Origin of the sequence: Neiella litorisoli (assembly GCF_014773395.1) — a bacterium.
Classification (GTDB): domain Bacteria; phylum Pseudomonadota; class Gammaproteobacteria; order Enterobacterales; family Neiellaceae; genus Neiella; species Neiella litorisoli.
In genome coordinates this window covers 20,966-38,510 of sequence record NZ_JACXAF010000027.1, presented here as the reverse complement: position 1 = coordinate 38,510, position 17,545 = coordinate 20,966, and the positions used below count along the sequence as shown (strand labels likewise).

The following is a 17,545-nucleotide window of genomic DNA, read 5'->3' as shown; positions in this document are numbered from 1 at the left end:
CTCAGTGAGAACAACGCTATTAGCGGATTTGGTTATTGTTGAGAGTGGCGGTGTGCGGCCCGCTGACTCGCAGCTCAGTGATTTTCGGCGCGCCACTGTTGTCAAACAGGTTGCCACTGATCACGGTTTGCGGCTCACCAACCGTGTGCTCAACCACAACCGGTGCCGAATTGACAAACTGGTTGTCGCTCAATGAGGTCACTTGCACACCATGAAGAAACAGCGACGCTTGCTCTTTATTGCGTTTGCCGTTGCCGACATCGCGCATGATGTTGTCGGTCATCAATACATGCGGACCAAAAGTGCTTTCATCACTGCCACCGCGATACACCTTGGCAATAGCGCCCTGAACCTGATCAAAGCGGTTGTTGTGCAAACGCACGTACTCGGCGTTGTAAATGCCTAAGTCATCTAACTCTTTGTTAAGGCGTAAGATGTCTCCGGTAATGTTGTCGAAATGACTGTCAGAAATGTTGATGTAATCAGCAAACGCGCGAGCACCGGAGTCGTAGACATGGAACGAGTGATTGATGTCTAAATCTTTCACTATCATTTGCTTCATCACCAAGCGGACGTTTTTGTACATGCCCCACTTCGCAGTACGAACCATGGCATTACCTGAGTAGTCAGGGGCATCGACACCGGAAACCGTTAAGCCAACCAGCTCCAAGCTGCCGCCGTTGCCAATTTCAAATAGCGCCGAACGCTGGAAATTGACCGACACCTTGCCCGGATTAGCGGCTTTTACCGACAGTACTTTGTCGAGTTTGATAATTTTGCTGACGTCATAGTGGCCGTCGGCCAGTACCAAGACATCACCGGATTCAGCTGCCATGGCCGCCTCGTAAAGGGCTTTTTCTCCCGGCGCAACGGGTAGTTGCTTGCCTGCACCAAAAGCGATTTCTGGTTCGGTTTTCGGATACCAGCTCGGGCCAACATCGGCTTTGGCGATTGGTTTTAGATCGGCTGGCGCGCCAACGCCGTTAACCGCGTTGGCCAGTTGTAGCAAACCATTGCTATTGCGAACTAATTTACTGTTGGCATCGCTAAATCCGGACTCAATCACCGGCTGATTGGTGTTGCTGCGAACATTGCGTTCAAATTTGATACCGCTGATGTCATCAAACAAAGTAAATGGGTCGCGACCCTCTTTATTGATGATTAAGTTGTTGCGCATGACGCTGTCTTGCGGCGTAGCAGAGCGCTCGGCATCACTACCTGCCGCGAGCTGAATGTGCTCAACATTAATCAGGGTATTGTTTTCAATCGTCGCATTGACGACTTGGTGATAACGGTTGATTGGCGAGTTCGGCACGCCATTCATCACGGTTAGGCCACTACCAAAGCGATAGCCTGTTAAACCTTCGAGGTAGTTATTGCGGATGGTTTGGTCGGCATTGATGACCCGAATACCACCAGTGTGGTCAACGCCATTGCCGAAGAACACATTGCCTTCAACCACATTGCCATTACCGTGGCGCAGCGTGAGAGTGCCGCGCGACTCAAAAAACACGTTGTTGCGAATTTGGTTTTTGCCACTTTTGACCGAGACAATTTCCACTTCGCCGTTACAGCGATCAAAGTAGTTGTTTTCAACCACGGTTAACGAATCGCTCAGCGAGTGATGACTGGTGCCAATGCGCAAGGTTTCACCGCCGTTGGAGCCAAAAATAGGCCGCGGGCCAAAGTAGTTGTGATCGATACGGTGATGATTTTGCTGATGAGCTTCACCATTCAATCGCACTGCCAAGGTGACGCCTTTATTGCGCTTGCCTTCTAAGTGGTTATGGTCAAAGCGGTTGTGCTTGCCATACAGGCCCACCCAATAATCCCCTTCAAAACGATCGGGATTACTGAAATTGTCGATAACCACTTCGGTCACGCGAGAGTGGCTGGCGAAGTTGTTCTTGTCGCGGCGAAACGAGATGACTTCGCTGCTTGGAGTAAAGCCGTCTTTAAACACCAGACCGCTCACCACTAAGTGTTCACCAGCCAGTTTCAGATTCGACTGACCGGTAATAAATACCTTGCCCTTGTCTTGGGCCGTCAGAGTAATAGGTTCAGCTTTGGTGCCCTTGCCTTCGAACACAATTTCAAAATCCTGCCACTGACCATTGGCCAGAATCACCTTATCGCCGGGCGCTAAATCAGCCACTGCTTGGTGATACTCAGCTTGTGTTTTTACTAGCCAGTCTGTTGCCAATGCAGAAACCGGTAGTGAACATAAAGCCAGTGTTGCAAACGCACTCAGGGCGCGCCGAGAAGATAGTGTCAGGTGCATAGCCGAACTCTGTTGTTTTGGACAAAAGGGGGGAAGAAAGCACCATCCATGGTGCTTCATCATTTCCCGTAAGATGATGTCTAATCCTTAGAACTTGGTCTTGATACCCAGGAAGTACTTAGGACCTGAGCTTGAGATCAAGGTTGGATAGTTGTTGGTACCACGCGTCATGTACTGAGCTTCGTCCAACACGTTGAGCGCTTTAAACGAAACGCTGGTGTCGTCGGTCAGCTTGTACTTCATGTTCATGTCGACATACTCGAATGGTTCAACATAACGGTTGGCACGTGAGCCGGTGTTTGGCTGGTAGTACTTCGAGCGGTACTTATAGAGCACACGAATCGAGAAGTCTTCGTAGTCCCAGTAAACCGAACCAGAGAATACGTGCTCAGAGAAGCCAAAGATGTTGGCCGGATCGAAGCCATCGATACGGGTTTTGGTCAACTGACCGCTCTCATCATAGGCATTACCGAACGCACCATCTTCGTTTTCAAAGTCTGAATCGGCGTAGTTATAAGAACCTTTGATACCCAAGCCGCTCCACAAACCCGGTAGGTCGGCAAAGTGGTGTTGACCAGCAACTTCAATACCCCACAAGGTGCTCTTGTCATCGCCGTTGGACGTAGCGCGCACATCAATCGGCACTTCCTGACCATCAATGGTGATGGTCTCTTCAAGAATGGTATTCTCGAAAGACGCCTCGAAACGCTTGAGGTAGAACGCCGTCGAAATCGCCGTGTCGGTCGATGGATACCACTCAAGGGAGATGTCACCGTTCCACGACATAATTGGCTCGAGGTTCGGGTTATCACCAGTCACATCAGAAATGAGCTCGGCAATGGTTTCAGTTTCTTCATCGCCGCTACCGGTTTGAATCTGGCGACCGGCGCCCATGTCTTGCAAGTTTGGACGAGATAGCGAACGATAAACCGCGGTACGTAGCAGCAAGTCGTCTTCCAAGTGGAAGGTGATGTTGGCGCTTGGCAGTACTTCGGTAACGTCATTTTCCAACACTACTTTTTCTAGAATTGGCACGCCATTTTCGTCAACTTTGGCTTCTAATTTCGGTTCAGTTGGGTCGCTAAAGTCAACTTCATAATCCTGACGCCAGCCTTGTGATTCAACCTCAGTTTTAACCACTCGCACACCGACGTTACCGGTTGTGGTCAAACCAAACATTTCGGTATCGATATTCGCCATGACATAAGCGGCGGTAACATCTTCACGGATGTTGTCATCGCCAGTTGAACGACGGTCAACCCAAGGACCAATGTCGGTGAAGCTGTTATCTTCGTTAACACCAGACATGACGCCAAAGCCGCAGCGACCATCGAAGCTTGCCCAACGGCCACCTTCAATGCCTTGGCCGTCTTCACTGTTCATCCAACGGTCGTTATTCCAGTCGGTGAAACAGTCAGAGACCAGCAGGTCAGTAATGGCTTCGTCTTTGGTTTTGTACTCAGAGACCTGATCAGCATTGCTTTCTGGCAACTGACCACGGACTTTCAGCGCCACATCATCATCCAAATCAGACGTCAGGTGCTGCTTGGAGTAACGCACACCAGCGCGCAAGCTTGAGAAGATGTCGCCATCAATCAGGTAATCGGTATCAAAGCGAATCGCTTTGTGAGTGTCCCAACGGTCATCGGTCAAACGCTCATATTTACCTTCAGGCGCTTTGCCGTTGTTGTTTTCAGCCAGCCATGATTCAGGATCATTCGGATCGAATACCGAACCATTGTCATCCAAGAAACGCAGTTCGGTCAGACGATGCTTGGTGTTGTCGAGGCTGTAGTTCCAGTAATCACCGGTAACAATGCGAGATTTGTAGTCAATTCGGCTACGAGTAGAGCGTGAGTACGACAAATCCAGCTCGAATTTCCAGTCGTCATTCCAGTAATTGGCGATGTTCAAGCCATAACCGTTGTAACGCTCGGTCTCATCACGGTGCAAACCCTGCGCTTCCATTTTCGCTTCGCCTTCGCGGTACAACAAAGTACCGTCTTGGCCAACGACCATGGTGTCCCAGTTAATGTTGCGTCGCGCCGAGGTCACGATAAAGTCATGGCGCTCTTCCCAGTAGCTGTTTTTCGACCAAGAAATATCGGCGTTGATGTCCCACATGTCATTGGGCTGCCATTGGACAGTACCAACGACCGCTTTACGAAGATCTTCTTCTTCCATGGTGCGGTAAGTGTGAGAAGACGAGGTGTAGAACATGCTATCTGGATCGTAGACATCGATAGAGTCGCGGATATCCCAGCCGTAGTTATCACCATTTTCGTCAGTGATACCCTCTTTATCGAGCATGTCTTCACAGTCATAGCTGCCTTGCGGCGCCGCGCTACCATCAGCCATACGGCTACCACAACCGTACATGCTTGAAGAAGTCAGCATGCTTTCTTCTGGGTTTGATGTGTCGGTGCGCTGGAAGCCTAAAGTGTAACCAAAGTCACCTAGGGTGTCGGTTTCAAACTGGTTAACCGTGGAAAAGGTTACTCGATTACCAAAACCATTTTCATCGTGCAGACGTGCAGTGTGGCTGTTATAAATCGCTTGAGCCTCGACTGAGGTCTTCTTCTTGCCATAATCAATTGGGCGTAGCGAGCTCAGTTCGATGGTACCGGCAACACCACCTTCAACCAAATCGGCTTGCTGTGATTTATAAACCACCACCTTATTGACCAGATCCGATGGGAACTTCTTAAAGTTAACCGCGCGGCTATAGCCGGCACTGGTTACGGTGCGGCCGTTCCAAGTGGAGTAACCAAGAAATGGCCCCATACCACGAATCGATGTTTCCGAAGAGCTACCTTTACCACGGTGGCCAGAAACAGATGTAATGTTTTCAATTACGTCTGAAATGGACAGCCCCGGTAAATCACCAAAGTCGGCCGCGGCAATGGCATCAACCACAGCAGCATTGGTGCGCTTTTCATCCAAAGAACGAGACATGGTGGCACGCATGCCTGAAACCTGAATACGCTCGACCGCCTCTTCTGGCTCTGCAGTTGGAGCCTGTTGGGCAGGAGCTTCAGCAGCCAGAGCTGGCGCAGCAAAAGCAAGGAGTGCCGATGTCAGCAGAGTTTGCTTGCTTAGCAAACCAGCTTTCTGTTGCGCAAGTGCGCTGGTTATTTGGTTGAGTTTCACGATGTGTTTTCCCCACGTTATTCAACGTTTGTAGTTCTTATGAAGCACTTGAAACGAAATAGTGCTTACCAAGTGCAGTAAAGTTAACCAAATTCAAACAAACCAGCAAACCATTTAATATTACCAATGACACATTTGTGATCCAAAACAACTTTACCAATTGGTAATTCCAATTTTAACTAGGAACAACTTTCATTGGTCACAAATATGGAGATATCGATCGCAATTACTTTGAACAAACCTTGAGTTTGCCTATAACATATGGTGATTATGTGTCATGCCAACGGCTAACCAATATTTTGAGATAGGAATTCATTCATGAAAAACCGGCGCTTATTTTGGCGCATCGTCGATCAAATCGAAGCCATGATCAGTGGCGGCGATTTCCCTGCAGGAAGCCGCTTACCGCCAGAGCGTGAACTTGCTGAGATCTTTGATGTTAGCCGTCCTACCATTCGCGAAGCGATAATCGCCCTCGAAGTTCGCGAGCGAGTTGAAGTAAAAACAGGCTCTGGCGTATACGTCCTCGAACAAACCAACCTGTCAAAAGCTGACATGGCCATCAGTGCATTTGAGCTGACTCAATCTCGGGCGTTGATCGAAGGCGAAGTGGCGGCATTAGCCGCAACGTCTATTACCGATGAAGAATTAGAAAAGCTCCATGGCACTCTGATCGCCATGGAAAAAGGTGACTACACCGAAGAAGCGGATGAAGAGTTCCACCGCATCATTGCTGTTGCAACGCGCAACAAAGCCATGCTGCGGACCGTGGAAAACCTCTGGAGTCTGCGGGTATCCAATCCGCAAATCGTTGCCGATTACGGCTCAGTCTGTGCCAAGAGCAACCAGAATAAAATCCTCAACGAGCATACTGCTATTTATAAAGCGCTGAAGGCCCGCGATGCCACAGCTGCTCGCGCGGCTATGCACCAGCACTTTAATCGCCTGATTAACTCGCTATTTGATGCCTTAGAAGCCAAGGCGTTAGAAGAAGTTCGCCGCAAAGCCAGCGAGAAGCGCGGCCTTTATTCGCTTGAAGGTGTGTTGCACCGGCCAGCATAACGGGTTCATAAAACGACAAAAGCACGGTTATTACCGTGCTTTTTTATTGCCTACCGACAGCCAACAAAGCCTCTCGAAAGAGGCTTTGTTTCTCGGTTTTACTTACACAACTCGTAGATTGCAATGATGTCGTCTTTGGTTACCGGACGAGCACCAGGGGTCGAATTTGGAATTGGGCCAGGGAACATACGAACAACATCATCGGCCATTTGCTCGAACTTATCATCTGGGATTCCAACGTCGGAAAGGGTTAGGTAAGCGCCTGTTTCTTTTAGCCACTCGGTCACTTTCACTGACAACAGCTTGGCGGCTTTCAAATCATCTTGCTCAGTGACATCAAAACAGCGCCGCGCCAACTTCGCCCACCGGTGCGGCTTGGCATCAGCCATGTGCTCCAGATAGGCAGGGATCACTACAACCATACCTCGCCCATGCGGTAAATCGTAGATCCCACTGAGTGGCATTTCGATGGAGTGCATTGGAATGCAGCCCATCCGGCCAAGTGCCTGAATGCCAGACCAACCAAAGATAGAGCACAGCGCTAATTGCCCGCGCACTTCAAGATCGTCAAGGTTTTCAATGATTTTAGTGAAGTTCTCTTTCAAGCATAGGATCATGCCTTCGGTTTGACGGTCAGCAAATTCAGACTCGGCATCGCTCGACAAATAATGCTCAATCAAGTGAGAGAAGATATCAACGCAACTGTCCTGCGTTAAGCGCATCGGTACAGAAGCTAGGATCTCAGGGTCAACAATGGCAACCTTAGGAACACGATAAGGCGAGCGCGAGAAACTTTTCTCATTGGTTTCAGCATTGGTAATAACACCACCGGCATTACATTCTGAACCAGCCGCTGAAATCGTTGGAATGGAGATAATTGGGAAGGCACCGGTGTACTCGCGCGGCACGCGGTCACCCAGTACTACGTAATCCCAAGCATTACCGCCAGAGTAAGCCGTTGCAGAAATATACTTGGAGCCATCAATAACACTGCCACCGCCTAATGCGATGACCAAATCACACGCTTCAGCCTTGAATATTTCAATTGCTTTATCAATGGTTTGAGCACGCGGATTGGGTTCAATCCCAGTAAATACAACGACCTCTAAACCCGCTTCTTTGAGTGATGCTTCGACTCTGTCAATCACTGGATCTAGTGGTGTGCCTTTGGCGTATGTGGCAACCATTGCCTTCTTACCATAAGCTTTTGCAATTTCGCCGACTTCGCTGAGCCGCCCTGGGCCATAGGTCAATTTTGTTGGAAAATTCCACTCAAAGGGAGTCATTCTAAGTACCTCTAACTACTAATTTTTTATTCTGTTTATCAGACATCAGCGAGAATCGTTGGAAGTCTGGCTCTGGTCGTTATCAACAAATAACCGATATCGTTTGGCCTGACCGAAAATAATTTATTCAGACCTTCTCCATCGAACACCAGCCCGACCACAATTAGACCGGTTTCATTCCCTACCGAGACATCTCGTTCAATACATGCCGCTTAGGGAGGACAATCTGTGCGGTGTGGATCACCGAATCACATTGGTCAGTTAAAACCAACATAATGCCAAAATGTAATCATTGGCCTACCAACTGTCAATCAAATTAAAGAAATAAAGATTACCAATTGGTAACTGCATCACTATTACTGGTCATACACCCTATCTGAATAATGCATCAGTACAGGTGTGAGTCGACCAAAGCAACGAGCAGCCCACCGTTGAACATATGCAATTTTTCATATATGTTGTTTTGGTTTTTATGTCACGTGGTTGTCTGTCACGCCGCCAAGGGCGGTGCAGTTCGAGGATTCGAATCATGGGTATTTTTGAGCGCTACCTATCCGTTTGGGTGGCTTTATGCATCGCCGCAGGTGTCGCGTTAGGATTAGTCTGGCCAACCGTCTTTGAAGCCATCGCTGCCATTGAGTTGGCCCACGTTAACCTCGTCATTGCCCTGTTCATTTGGGTGATGATTTACCCCATGATGGTACAAATTGATTTCTCATCGATTAAGGATATTGGTAACAAACCCAAAGGGCTGATCTTAACGCTCATCGTCAATTGGTTAATTAAACCCTTCACCATGGCCGCATTGGGTTGGCTGTTTTTCAAAATGTTGTTTGCCGATTGGGTCGATCCACAATCGGCCAACGAGTACATTGCTGGGATGATTTTATTGGGCGTGGCCCCTTGTACTGCCATGGTGTTTGTCTGGAGCCAGCTAACCAAAGGCGACGCTAACTACACCTTGGTACAGGTGTCGGTGAATGACGTCATTATGATTTTTGCCTTTGCCCCGCTTGCAGCCATGCTACTGGGCGTGTCGGACATTGAGGTGCCATGGCAAACTTTATTGCTGTCAGTCGGGTTGTATGTGTTGCTGCCGCTGCTCGCCGGTATCATCACTCGCTCTCGCTTGGCGCGCCACAACGATTCCGCTCAACTACAGCGCTTCCTGTCGGCAATTAAGCCTTGGTCCATTACCGGCTTGCTCGCCACGGTGGTTTTACTATTTGGTTTTCAAGCTGAAACCATTATTGCGCAGCCACACACCATTGGCCTGATCGCAATTCCATTACTGATCCAAACCTATGGCATTTTTGTCATCGCCTACGCCGCTGCGAAGTGGCTGAAATTACCCCATAACATTGCCGCCCCAGCGTGTATGATCGGCACATCCAATTTCTTCGAGCTCGCTGTCGCAGTGGCTATTTCCTTATTCGGCCTCCATTCTGGAGCCGCGCTCGCCACCGTTGTCGGCGTTCTTGTTGAAGTACCGGTCATGCTGTCGCTGGTGGCAATTGCCAATCGCACCCGTCATTGGTTTGAGCCCGATTAGGCGGGCTGTACCACATATATTTTTCCTGAAAATGAGAACTGTTTGGCCAGAAACGACTCTTATGCTTGACCTATTGCTGCCTTATAAGGCTCTATTGAGGACAGCCAGTATGTAGATGTTTGTAGTTACCACTGACTTAGGTGCATGATTAGTGAAGTTTTATGCTGCCCGCCAGGCCATTTTTAATCGACGGTTAAACGTCGTTGCTTACGAATTGTTTTACCGCGAGAGCGAATCCAATACCTTCCCTGTTGGCGTCGATCCCCACGTAGCCACCAGCCGGCTTATTTCCAGAACTCATTTCAATAATGGCTTTAAACAATATTGCAGCGGTAAACCCGCATTAGTGAATTTCAGCGAATCATCATTGTTGTCGCAAATTCCTCATTCATTGCCCCGCGATCAGATTGTGATTGAGATCCTCGAAGATGTAACGCCCAGCGATAGAGTGTTGCAGGAAGTCCGCGAACTGTTCCGCGCAGGCTACAAAATTGCTTTGGACGACTTTGTCTACCGCACCGAGTGGAATCGATTCTTGCAATTAGCGCGACTGATCAAGTTCGATATTCAGCGCACCCCGCTCGCTTCGATCAAGCCGCTGATTGAAAACATCAAAAAGCAATTTCCCAAAACTCGAATTTTGGCAGAGAAAGTAGAAACCAAAGAAGAATACGAACAGGCCAAAGCGCTCGGCTTCGACTTTTTTCAAGGCTACTTTTTCTGTAAACCGGAAATGCTCGAAGGCACCGACGCGCAAGCTCGACACGCGGTACTGCTGGCCACTTATAACTTGGTATTGCGCGAAGAATTTGACCTCAACAAGGTCGCAGAGCTGTATAAGCACGATGTCAGCCTGACATACAAGCTGTTGCGATTTATCAATTCCGGTTTGTTCCCAATTGTGTCGCCGATTTCCTCGGTTCATCAGGCCCTGCGTTACATCGGTACCGAAGAAACACGTAAGTTTGTGCTGATGCTATTCACTGCTGAGGAGCTCAACAGCAAGCCTCGTGAGTTGATTAATATGGCAATCCTCAGAGCAAAGTTTTGTGAAGAGGTGGCCGAAAAGCACCGTTCAGGGCTGGGTGATCAAGCATTTTTGGTGGGCTTGTTTTCTTTTATTGAAAACATCATGGACCGGCCAATGGAGGAAGTGCTGGAGCAAATCGCACTGGATCCAGTGTTAAAAGACATCCTGATGCAACAACCAGACACCAAAGGCTCGCCGCTAACTATTATTCTCAACACCGCCAAATACTATGAAAAAGGCAGCTGGCACCACTCAGGAATGGAGGCGAAAAAGCTCAATTTAAATTACGACGATCTCGCAGGTGCATATCAAACGGCAATTAAGCTGGTTGATCGCTATAACCAAATTGACCGTGAGCCGCTGCGCTGATCAGTCAAGCGCTTCGGTAACAAACTCGGCGACAAAGTTCGCTTCCAGCCCAACGCCCGCCGGCGATTTGAAAAACACCTGAGTCATGTTCAGGTGTTCATTCACCTGACGCCTAAATGGCACCTTGAGCTCCTCTAACGTGGTTAGCAACGAGGCCAAGCCAGTCATCCGAAATGCAATGTGATCCAAATATCCGTTTTCGTTTTGGTTGCTGTGGTTGTCACTTTTCGATAAGTGAATCACCGCTTGCTCACCGTTGTATAGCCAGTAACCCTCTTTAGCAAACTGCGGCCGACTGCCAGCAGCAAAACCGAACACGCGATGAAAGAATTCTTTTTCTATCAGCAGCACCTCCATCGGCGCGCTGATATTAAAATGGTCGAACTGAACAGACATCACTACCTCTCCCTATTGCAACTGCAATGGCTAACACATGCCTAACACGTAACGAGCAAACGGCTTAGCCTCATCGACATCGAAATAGCCATCTTTCTTCTTTGTCGCTCGCATGTATTGATAAGTGGCGACAATTGCCTTCATTAATTTTTCATTCTGAAGGTTAAGCTCTTCACTCTCAGCGAGGCTTAAAGTCAGTTGCATCGCCGTTTCCAAGGCTTCCATATCAACCACTTCCGCTTTGCGATACTGATAACCACAACCGGTTGCCAGCCATTCCAACGAACAATTGGCTTTAATAGCAATCTGGTTGGCCTTGGCTAACCCCGGCTCAGAGCCATTTAGATATTTCCGGATCAGACTTTCGCTCAATTCGACTTTACGAGCAAAAGCACTGACGCTCATGTCGCCCATTAATTCGCGCAAGCGCAGGGCAAAGTCATTTTGTGCTGGCATCGATGAAGTTCTCCTGTCTAGCCAAAATCGTACCAGAGTGCGAACTATCTCGCACCATAGGATTGAAAATGCGCCGTCAGTAACGACAATTCAGGCAACCCATTTGCAGCATGTACGGAGCGGAACAGTGGAATCAATTGTAGGTAAAACCATCATCATCACCGGCGGTGCCAGTGGCATCGGCCTTGGCATTGCCGAAGCGCTCATCACTGAAGGCGCCAATCTGGTGTTAACTTCTCGCCGCGGTGAGCTATTAGTCGAGCAAGCCGCCCAGCTTTCAGCTAAAGGGCCGGGAAGCGCCATCGCCATTGCCGCCGATGTTCGCAGCAAAGCCGATGTACAGCGCGTTGCCCAAGGGGCCATTGATCACTTTGGTGGCATTGACGGCTTGATTAACAACAGTGGCTTAGGAGTGCAAGATTCAATTGAAGATTGCCCCGAAGAAAACTGGGACTTGGTGATGGATACCTGCGCCAAAGGCACATTCCTAATGACCCAAGCGGTGCTACCAACACTACGCCAACAACAGTCGGGCCATATCATTAATGTCGCGTCGCAAGCCGCTAAGAATGGTTATGCCAATGCTGGCCCTTATTGCGCAGCGAAGTTTGCCGTACTTGGTTTTGCTGCGGCCTTGCAAGAGGAAGTGCGACAGCACGGCATTAAAGTGCACAGCCTTTGCCCTGGTTTAGTTCAAGTCCCCAAGCCTACCCATAGCGCCGATGAAATGGCCGGCTGGTTGCAAGTTGAAGACATGGCCAATGCGGTGTTGTATGTATTGAAACAACCCAAGCGCGTGTTCCTTGAAAATATCGGGCTCTATGGCTTCTAACAGCAATGAACAGCTTGCAAATAAAAACAGTAACGCCCTGACAAGTCAGGGCGTTTTCAATTGTTTTCTGGCAGATTTATCGGCCGACCTAAAAGGGAATGTCGTCATCAAAATCAACTGAAGGCTCAGCGCTTCGTGGCGCTTGGTTTTGCTGTGGTGCTTGTTGACGCGGCGGTTGACCACCAGCCTGTGCCCCTTGTGGCGCGCCGTAGTTGCCACCTTGATTCGCATAACCGCCTTGCTGAGGCTGCTGCGCCATTGGCTGACCCATACCTTGCCCTGAGCCTTGGCCGCCCTGACCACCACCGGCACGACCACCGAGCATTTGCATTTGATCGGCAACGATCTCTGTGCTGTAGCGATCCTGACCGTTCTGATCCTGCCATTTGCGAGTTTGCAGTTTACCTTCAATGTAAACCTGAGAGCCCTTGCGCAGGTACTCACCAGCAATCTCACCGAGGCGACGGAACATCACCACACGGTGCCATTCAGTGCGCTCTTGGGGCTGACCTTGTTGATCTTTCCAGCTTTCAGAAGTGGCCACTGTAATGTTGGCAACCGCATTGCCGTTTGGCATGTAGCGAACTTCTGGATCCTGGCCCAGATTGCCAACCAAAATAACTTTATTGACGCCACGTGTGGCCATACTAATTCTCCTTCAATTCTGCCGCAGGGGCATTAATCAACGCCATCACGCGTTGCGCATCAAATTCGTGCTTGTTTACTTTTAAATAGACAACCTGTTCTTCGGGCACATATACGGCCTCAGCGACGCCAGGTTGCTCTAGTAGCTGATCGAGCCAGTTACCGTTAGATTGAGTAACTGCAAAATTCACCGACTTCAGATGATGGCGCTGTTGCAAACCTAATGCAAATACCGCCCAACATAATAACGCGATCAGCATCGCAATAAAGACTGCGGTCTGCCCATGCCATTGCAGCAAGCTACCTGCAACTAGGCCACCTAAAAAGGCACCACCAAACTGACAAGAGGTGAATACGCCCATGGCGCTGCCTTTTTGGCCTGCAGGGGCAAACAAACTCACCATACTCGGCAAGCCCGCTTCGAGGTAATTGAATCCAGCAAAGAACAGGATCGCCGCCAACAACAATGCGTAATAACTTGGCGATGCGGCAAATAAGCCCGTCGCTGCGGCCATTAGTAAAGCAGAACAAATCAGTCCCGCCTTGATTTGACCACGCGCATTAAACACTTTCATCATTGGGATCAGCAAGACAAAACTGATCAGTAATACCGGCAACAAGCTATGCCAGATTTCACCGTTGTCACCGCTCGTTGGCAACAGCAAACCAGGCAGCACAGTGAACAAGCAAGTCATGCAAAAATGAATCACCAATACCGCGCTGTTAAAGCGCCATAATTGGCCATCTCGCACCAGTTTTTTCATCAGTGGCCAGCGCGCCGAAGTGTCACCTCGAGGCGCTACCGAAGTGGCATCAGGCACCCAAAATCGGATCACAAACATCGACAGTAACGACAATCCGGCGGTCAACCAGAACAAGCCCGCCAAACCAAATGGCCCTGCCACCAGCGGGCCGACGATCAGTGCAATGGTAAAGGATAAGCCAATAAAAACGCCGATTACAGCCATTACTTTGGGCCGCTGCTCGTCACTGCTGAGGTCCGCCGCCAGCGCCAACAATGCGCTGGATATAGCCCCTGCGCCTTGCAGCGCACGGCCAATCGTGACCCAAACAATATGATCAGCAACCGCAGCAATCACACTACCAATGGCAAACACCACCAACCCAGCATAAATCACTGGTTTGCGGCCGATGCGGTCGGACAAATGCCCCATGGGGATCTGCAAGCACGCCTGAGTCAGGCCATAAATACCAATGGCCAACCCCATCCAAAACGGCGTAAACCCGTGCAGTTCAGGGCCGTAGATGGCAAAAACCGGCATGATCATGAACAAGCCCAGCATTCGCGTGGCGAATACACTGGCTAAACCCATGGCAGCTTTGCGTTCGGTGGCGGTAAATCCCATTAGAGTGATAATCAGGTCGAAAAAATCAAAGTCGCCGATTCTAACATGAGGTCTTGACAACTTCATCGCCTGAACGAATCTCATTTACTTTTCGCAATGAAATCAACGAACAACCTAATGAAACGACTGGTTGACGGCAGCAAGATAGAAGCTCTGAATTGATGTAATCGATTTGTCGCTTGGTTGTGAGCAACTTTAGTGGTCTAAAAAAGATCTGAATCAGCGCTGATCATCGTTTCAGATTATGCGATTCTATAAAGCTTTGGTGCTGAGTAACTGGCGGAATAATGGATTCCATCGACATTCGTGGGGCTCGTACCCACAACCTGAAAAATATCAATCTGACAATTCCTCGCGATAAACTGGTGGTGATCACCGGCTTATCCGGCTCAGGTAAGTCATCTTTAGCGTTTGACACCCTTTATGCTGAGGGTCAGCGTCGTTATGTCGAGTCGCTGTCAGCCTATGCGCGCCAATTCTTGTCGCTGATGGAAAAGCCCGATGCTGATGCCATCGAAGGCTTATCACCAGCCATTTCCATCGAACAAAAATCAACCTCGCACAACCCGCGCTCCACCGTTGGCACCATCACTGAAATCTATGATTACCTGCGCTTGTTATTCGCCCGAGTCGGTGAACCTCGTTGTCCGCACCACGACGAGCCATTAGCCGCCCAAACCGTCAGTCAGATGGTCGATAAAGTGCTGGAGCAGCCCGAAGGCAGCAAACTCATGTTGCTGGCGCCAATCATCAAAGAGCGCAAAGGCGAGCATATCAAAACGCTGCAAAACTTGGCGGCTCAAGGTTTTATTCGGGCTCGAGTAGACGGTGAGATCTGTGATTTATCCGATCCACCTACGCTAGAGCTACACAAAAAGCACACCATCGAAGCGGTGGTTGATCGCTTTAAAGTGCGCGAAGGGCTGGAGCTACGGTTGGCTGAGTCGTTTGAATCGGCATTGGAGTTGTCCGGCGGCACTGCAACTGTGGTGAGCATGGATGATGACAGCACCGAGTTAGTGTTCTCCGCCAACTTTGCTTGTCCGGTCTGTGGCTATTCCATGGCCGAGCTAGAGCCGCGGATCTTCTCCTTTAACAACCCTGCTGGCGCTTGCCCAACTTGCGATGGTTTGGGGGTGCAACAGTATTTCGACAACGACAAAGTGGTCCCCAACGGCGAACTCAGCCTCGCCGGTGGCGCCATTAAAGGCTGGGACAAGCGAAGCTTGTACTACTTCCAGATGTTGCGCGCCGTCGCCAATCATTTTGATTTCGATCTCAATGAACCATTCGAAAAACTGCCAGCCGATATCCAACACATCGTATTGCACGGCACTGGTAAACAGAAAATCGAATTTCAATACGTCAACGACCGCGGTGATATCGTGGTCCGCAACCATGCCTTTGAAGGCGTCATTCCCAATATGGAGCGACGCTACAAAGACACCGAGTCAGCCGCCGTTCGCGAAGACTTATCGAAGTACATTTCCAGCCAACCGTGTAGCTCCTGTCACGGCAGCCGCTTGCGTGAAGAAGCGCGGCACGTGTTCGTCAGCGATACCACCTTACCAACCGTCACAGAAATGGCGATTGGCGAGTGCTTGGGCTTTTTCGACAGCCTTGAGCTCACCGGCCAACGGGCGCAAATTGCCGAGAAAATTCTCAAAGAAATTCGCGACCGGTTGAAGTTCTTGGTCAATGTTGGCCTCGATTATCTGAATTTGTCGCGCTCTGCAGACACCCTATCGGGCGGTGAAGCGCAGCGTATCCGACTGGCTAGCCAGATTGGCGCTGGTTTAGTCGGCGTCATGTACGTACTCGACGAACCCAGCATTGGCCTACACCAGCGCGATAATGAGCGCTTACTATCAACACTCAACCACCTGCGCGATTTAGGTAATACCGTGATTGTTGTCGAACACGACGAAGATGCCATTCGCGCCGCTGATTTCGTCATTGATATTGGCCCCGGCGCCGGCGTTCATGGCGGCGAGATCATTGCCCAAGGCGACGTCGACGATATTAAAAATACCGTTGAATCACTGACCGGTGATTACCTATCCGGTCGCAAACAGATTGAGATCCCAGCCGAACGTCACCAACACGACGAACGCTGGATTGAACTCAAAGGCGCCAGCGGCAATAACCTGAAAAACGTTAATGTCGAATTGCCCATTGGCTTGATGACCTGTGTGACTGGCGTATCCGGTTCGGGTAAATCAACCTTGATTAACGACACCTTATTCCCGATTGCCCATAAGATGCTAAACGGCGCCGCTGGCGATGATGTCGCGCCTTACCAGTCGGTGTCTGGTTTGGAGTATCTCGACAAAGTGGTCGATATTGACCAAAGCCCGATTGGCCGCACGCCACGTTCGAATCCGGCCACCTACACCGGCATTTTCACGCCAATTCGCGAGCTATTTTCAGGTACCCAAGAAGCCCGTTCGCGCGGCTATAAGCCGGGGCGCTTTTCGTTTAATGTCAAAGGCGGCCGTTGTGAAGCGTGCCAGGGTGATGGTGTCATCAAGGTCGAAATGCACTTTTTGCCTGACGTGTATGTGCCGTGCGATGTCTGTAAGGGCAAGCGTTACAATCGCGAAACGCTAGAAATCAAATACAAAGGCAAGAATATCCACGAAGTACTGGATATGACCGTGGAAGACGCGCGTGAATTCTTTGATGCGATTCCAGCGGTGTCACGCAAACTGCAAACACTAATGGACGTTGGCTTGTCCTACATTCGCCTCGGCCAATCGGCCACGACTTTATCGGGTGGTGAAGCGCAGCGGGTCAAGCTATCGCGCGAGCTATCGAAGCGCGACACTGGCCGCACCTTATACATTCTCGATGAGCCAACCACCGGCTTGCACTTCCACGACATTCAATTGCTACTGACCGTCCTGCACCGGCTGCGCGATCATGGCAATACCGTAGTGATCATCGAACACAACTTGGATGTTATTAAAACAGCCGATTGGATTGTCGATCTCGGCCCCGAGGGCGGCTCAGGTGGCGGCACGATTTTAGTTTCAGGCTCGCCAGAAACAGTCGCCGACTGCCAGCAATCGCACACCGCTCGTTTTCTTAAGCCCATGCTTGGCTGAGCGAGCCATGGC

Annotated in this window: 12 protein-coding genes; 5 read left to right on the top strand and 7 right to left on the bottom strand. The window is 49.9% G+C overall.

Going from position 1 to position 17,545, the window contains the following annotated elements:
• Positions 1–19 precede the first annotated feature (19 nt).
• Complete coding sequence (locus IC617_RS16695) at positions 20–2,281, bottom strand: polysaccharide lyase 6 family protein (RefSeq protein WP_191146126.1); 2,262 nt, start codon at positions 2,279–2,281, stop codon at positions 20–22.
• 87 nt (positions 2,282–2,368) lie between these two features.
• Positions 2,369–5,431 (bottom strand): TonB-dependent receptor, encoded by a 3,063-nt coding sequence (locus IC617_RS16690; protein ID WP_191146125.1) that lies wholly within the window; start codon positions 5,429–5,431, stop codon positions 2,369–2,371.
• A 318-nt stretch (positions 5,432–5,749) separates the two neighbouring features.
• Here IC617_RS16690 and IC617_RS16685 point away from each other — a divergent pair, with 318 nt between their 5' ends.
• A complete protein-coding gene (locus IC617_RS16685; protein ID WP_191146124.1) occupies positions 5,750–6,493 on the top strand; it encodes a FadR/GntR family transcriptional regulator in 744 nt (247 codons plus the stop codon).
• Positions 6,494–6,591: 98 nt separating this feature from the next.
• Here the strand turns inward: IC617_RS16685 and IC617_RS16680 are convergent, their stop codons facing one another.
• Positions 6,592–7,779 (bottom strand): iron-containing alcohol dehydrogenase, encoded by a 1,188-nt coding sequence (locus IC617_RS16680; protein ID WP_191146123.1) that lies wholly within the window; start codon positions 7,777–7,779, stop codon positions 6,592–6,594.
• A 529-nt stretch (positions 7,780–8,308) separates the two neighbouring features.
• On the opposite strand from IC617_RS16680, the gene arsB reads away from it, so the two are divergent.
• Together arsB and IC617_RS16670 are read left to right on the top strand one after the other, a co-directional pair.
• On the top strand, positions 8,309–9,331 hold the full coding sequence (arsB, locus tag IC617_RS16675; protein ID WP_191146122.1) for an ACR3 family arsenite efflux transporter: 1,023 nt from the start codon (positions 8,309–8,311) through the stop codon (positions 9,329–9,331).
• Between the two features lie 151 nt (positions 9,332–9,482).
• Positions 9,483–10,730, top strand: a complete 1,248-nt coding sequence (locus tag IC617_RS16670) for an EAL and HDOD domain-containing protein (RefSeq protein WP_191146121.1) — start codon at positions 9,483–9,485, stop codon at positions 10,728–10,730.
• Here the strand turns inward: IC617_RS16670 and IC617_RS16665 are convergent, their stop codons facing one another.
• The gene (locus IC617_RS16665; RefSeq protein WP_191146120.1) at positions 10,731–11,126 is read right to left on the bottom strand and encodes a VOC family protein; all 396 of its coding nucleotides are present in this window, start codon (positions 11,124–11,126) and stop codon (positions 10,731–10,733) included.
• 30 nt (positions 11,127–11,156) lie between these two features.
• The gene (locus tag IC617_RS16660) at positions 11,157–11,582 is read right to left on the bottom strand and encodes a helix-turn-helix domain-containing protein (RefSeq protein WP_224746087.1); all 426 of its coding nucleotides are present in this window, start codon (positions 11,580–11,582) and stop codon (positions 11,157–11,159) included.
• Positions 11,583–11,709: 127 nt separating this feature from the next.
• Here IC617_RS16660 and IC617_RS16655 point away from each other — a divergent pair, with 127 nt between their 5' ends.
• Positions 11,710–12,414, top strand: a complete 705-nt coding sequence (locus IC617_RS16655; RefSeq protein ID WP_369410427.1) for an SDR family oxidoreductase — start codon at positions 11,710–11,712, stop codon at positions 12,412–12,414.
• 88 nt (positions 12,415–12,502) lie between these two features.
• Here IC617_RS16655 and ssb read toward each other — a convergent pair whose 3' ends face one another.
• Together ssb and IC617_RS16645 are read right to left on the bottom strand one after the other, a co-directional pair.
• Positions 12,503–13,060 carry a single-stranded DNA-binding protein gene (gene ssb, locus IC617_RS16650; RefSeq protein WP_191146118.1) on the bottom strand — a complete coding sequence of 186 codons (558 nt, stop codon included), beginning with the start codon at positions 13,058–13,060 and terminating at the stop codon, positions 12,503–12,505.
• A 1-nt stretch (position 13,061) separates the two neighbouring features.
• A complete protein-coding gene (locus IC617_RS16645; protein ID WP_224746086.1) occupies positions 13,062–14,492 on the bottom strand; it encodes an MFS transporter in 1,431 nt (476 codons plus the stop codon).
• Positions 14,493–14,713: 221 nt separating this feature from the next.
• Between IC617_RS16645 and uvrA the strand changes: the two genes are divergently transcribed.
• Entirely contained in the window at positions 14,714–17,533 is a 2,820-nt protein-coding gene (gene uvrA, locus IC617_RS16640) for an excinuclease ABC subunit UvrA (RefSeq protein ID WP_191146117.1), read from the top strand.
• Positions 17,534–17,545: the final 12 nt, after the last annotated feature.

Excerpts from the sequence above, each read along its gene's own strand:
- IC617_RS16695 (WP_191146126.1), bottom strand. The coding sequence starts at position 2,281 with ATGCACCTGACACTATCTTCTCGGCGCGCCCTGAGTGCGTTTGCAACA.
- IC617_RS16685 (WP_191146124.1), top strand. The coding sequence starts at position 5,750 with ATGAAAAACCGGCGCTTATTTTGGCGCATCGTCGATCAAATCGAAGCC.
- IC617_RS16680 (WP_191146123.1), bottom strand. The coding sequence starts at position 7,779 with ATGACTCCCTTTGAGTGGAATTTTCCAACAAAATTGACCTATGGCCCA.
- arsB (WP_191146122.1), top strand. The coding sequence starts at position 8,309 with ATGGGTATTTTTGAGCGCTACCTATCCGTTTGGGTGGCTTTATGCATC.
- IC617_RS16665 (WP_191146120.1), bottom strand. The coding sequence starts at position 11,126 with ATGTCTGTTCAGTTCGACCATTTTAATATCAGCGCGCCGATGGAGGTG.
- IC617_RS16660 (WP_224746087.1), bottom strand. The coding sequence starts at position 11,582 with ATGCCAGCACAAAATGACTTTGCCCTGCGCTTGCGCGAATTAATGGGC.
- ssb (WP_191146118.1), bottom strand. The coding sequence starts at position 13,060 with ATGGCCACACGTGGCGTCAATAAAGTTATTTTGGTTGGCAATCTGGGC.
- IC617_RS16645 (WP_224746086.1), bottom strand. The coding sequence starts at position 14,492 with ATGAAGTTGTCAAGACCTCATGTTAGAATCGGCGACTTTGATTTTTTC.
- uvrA (WP_191146117.1), top strand. The coding sequence starts at position 14,714 with ATGGATTCCATCGACATTCGTGGGGCTCGTACCCACAACCTGAAAAAT.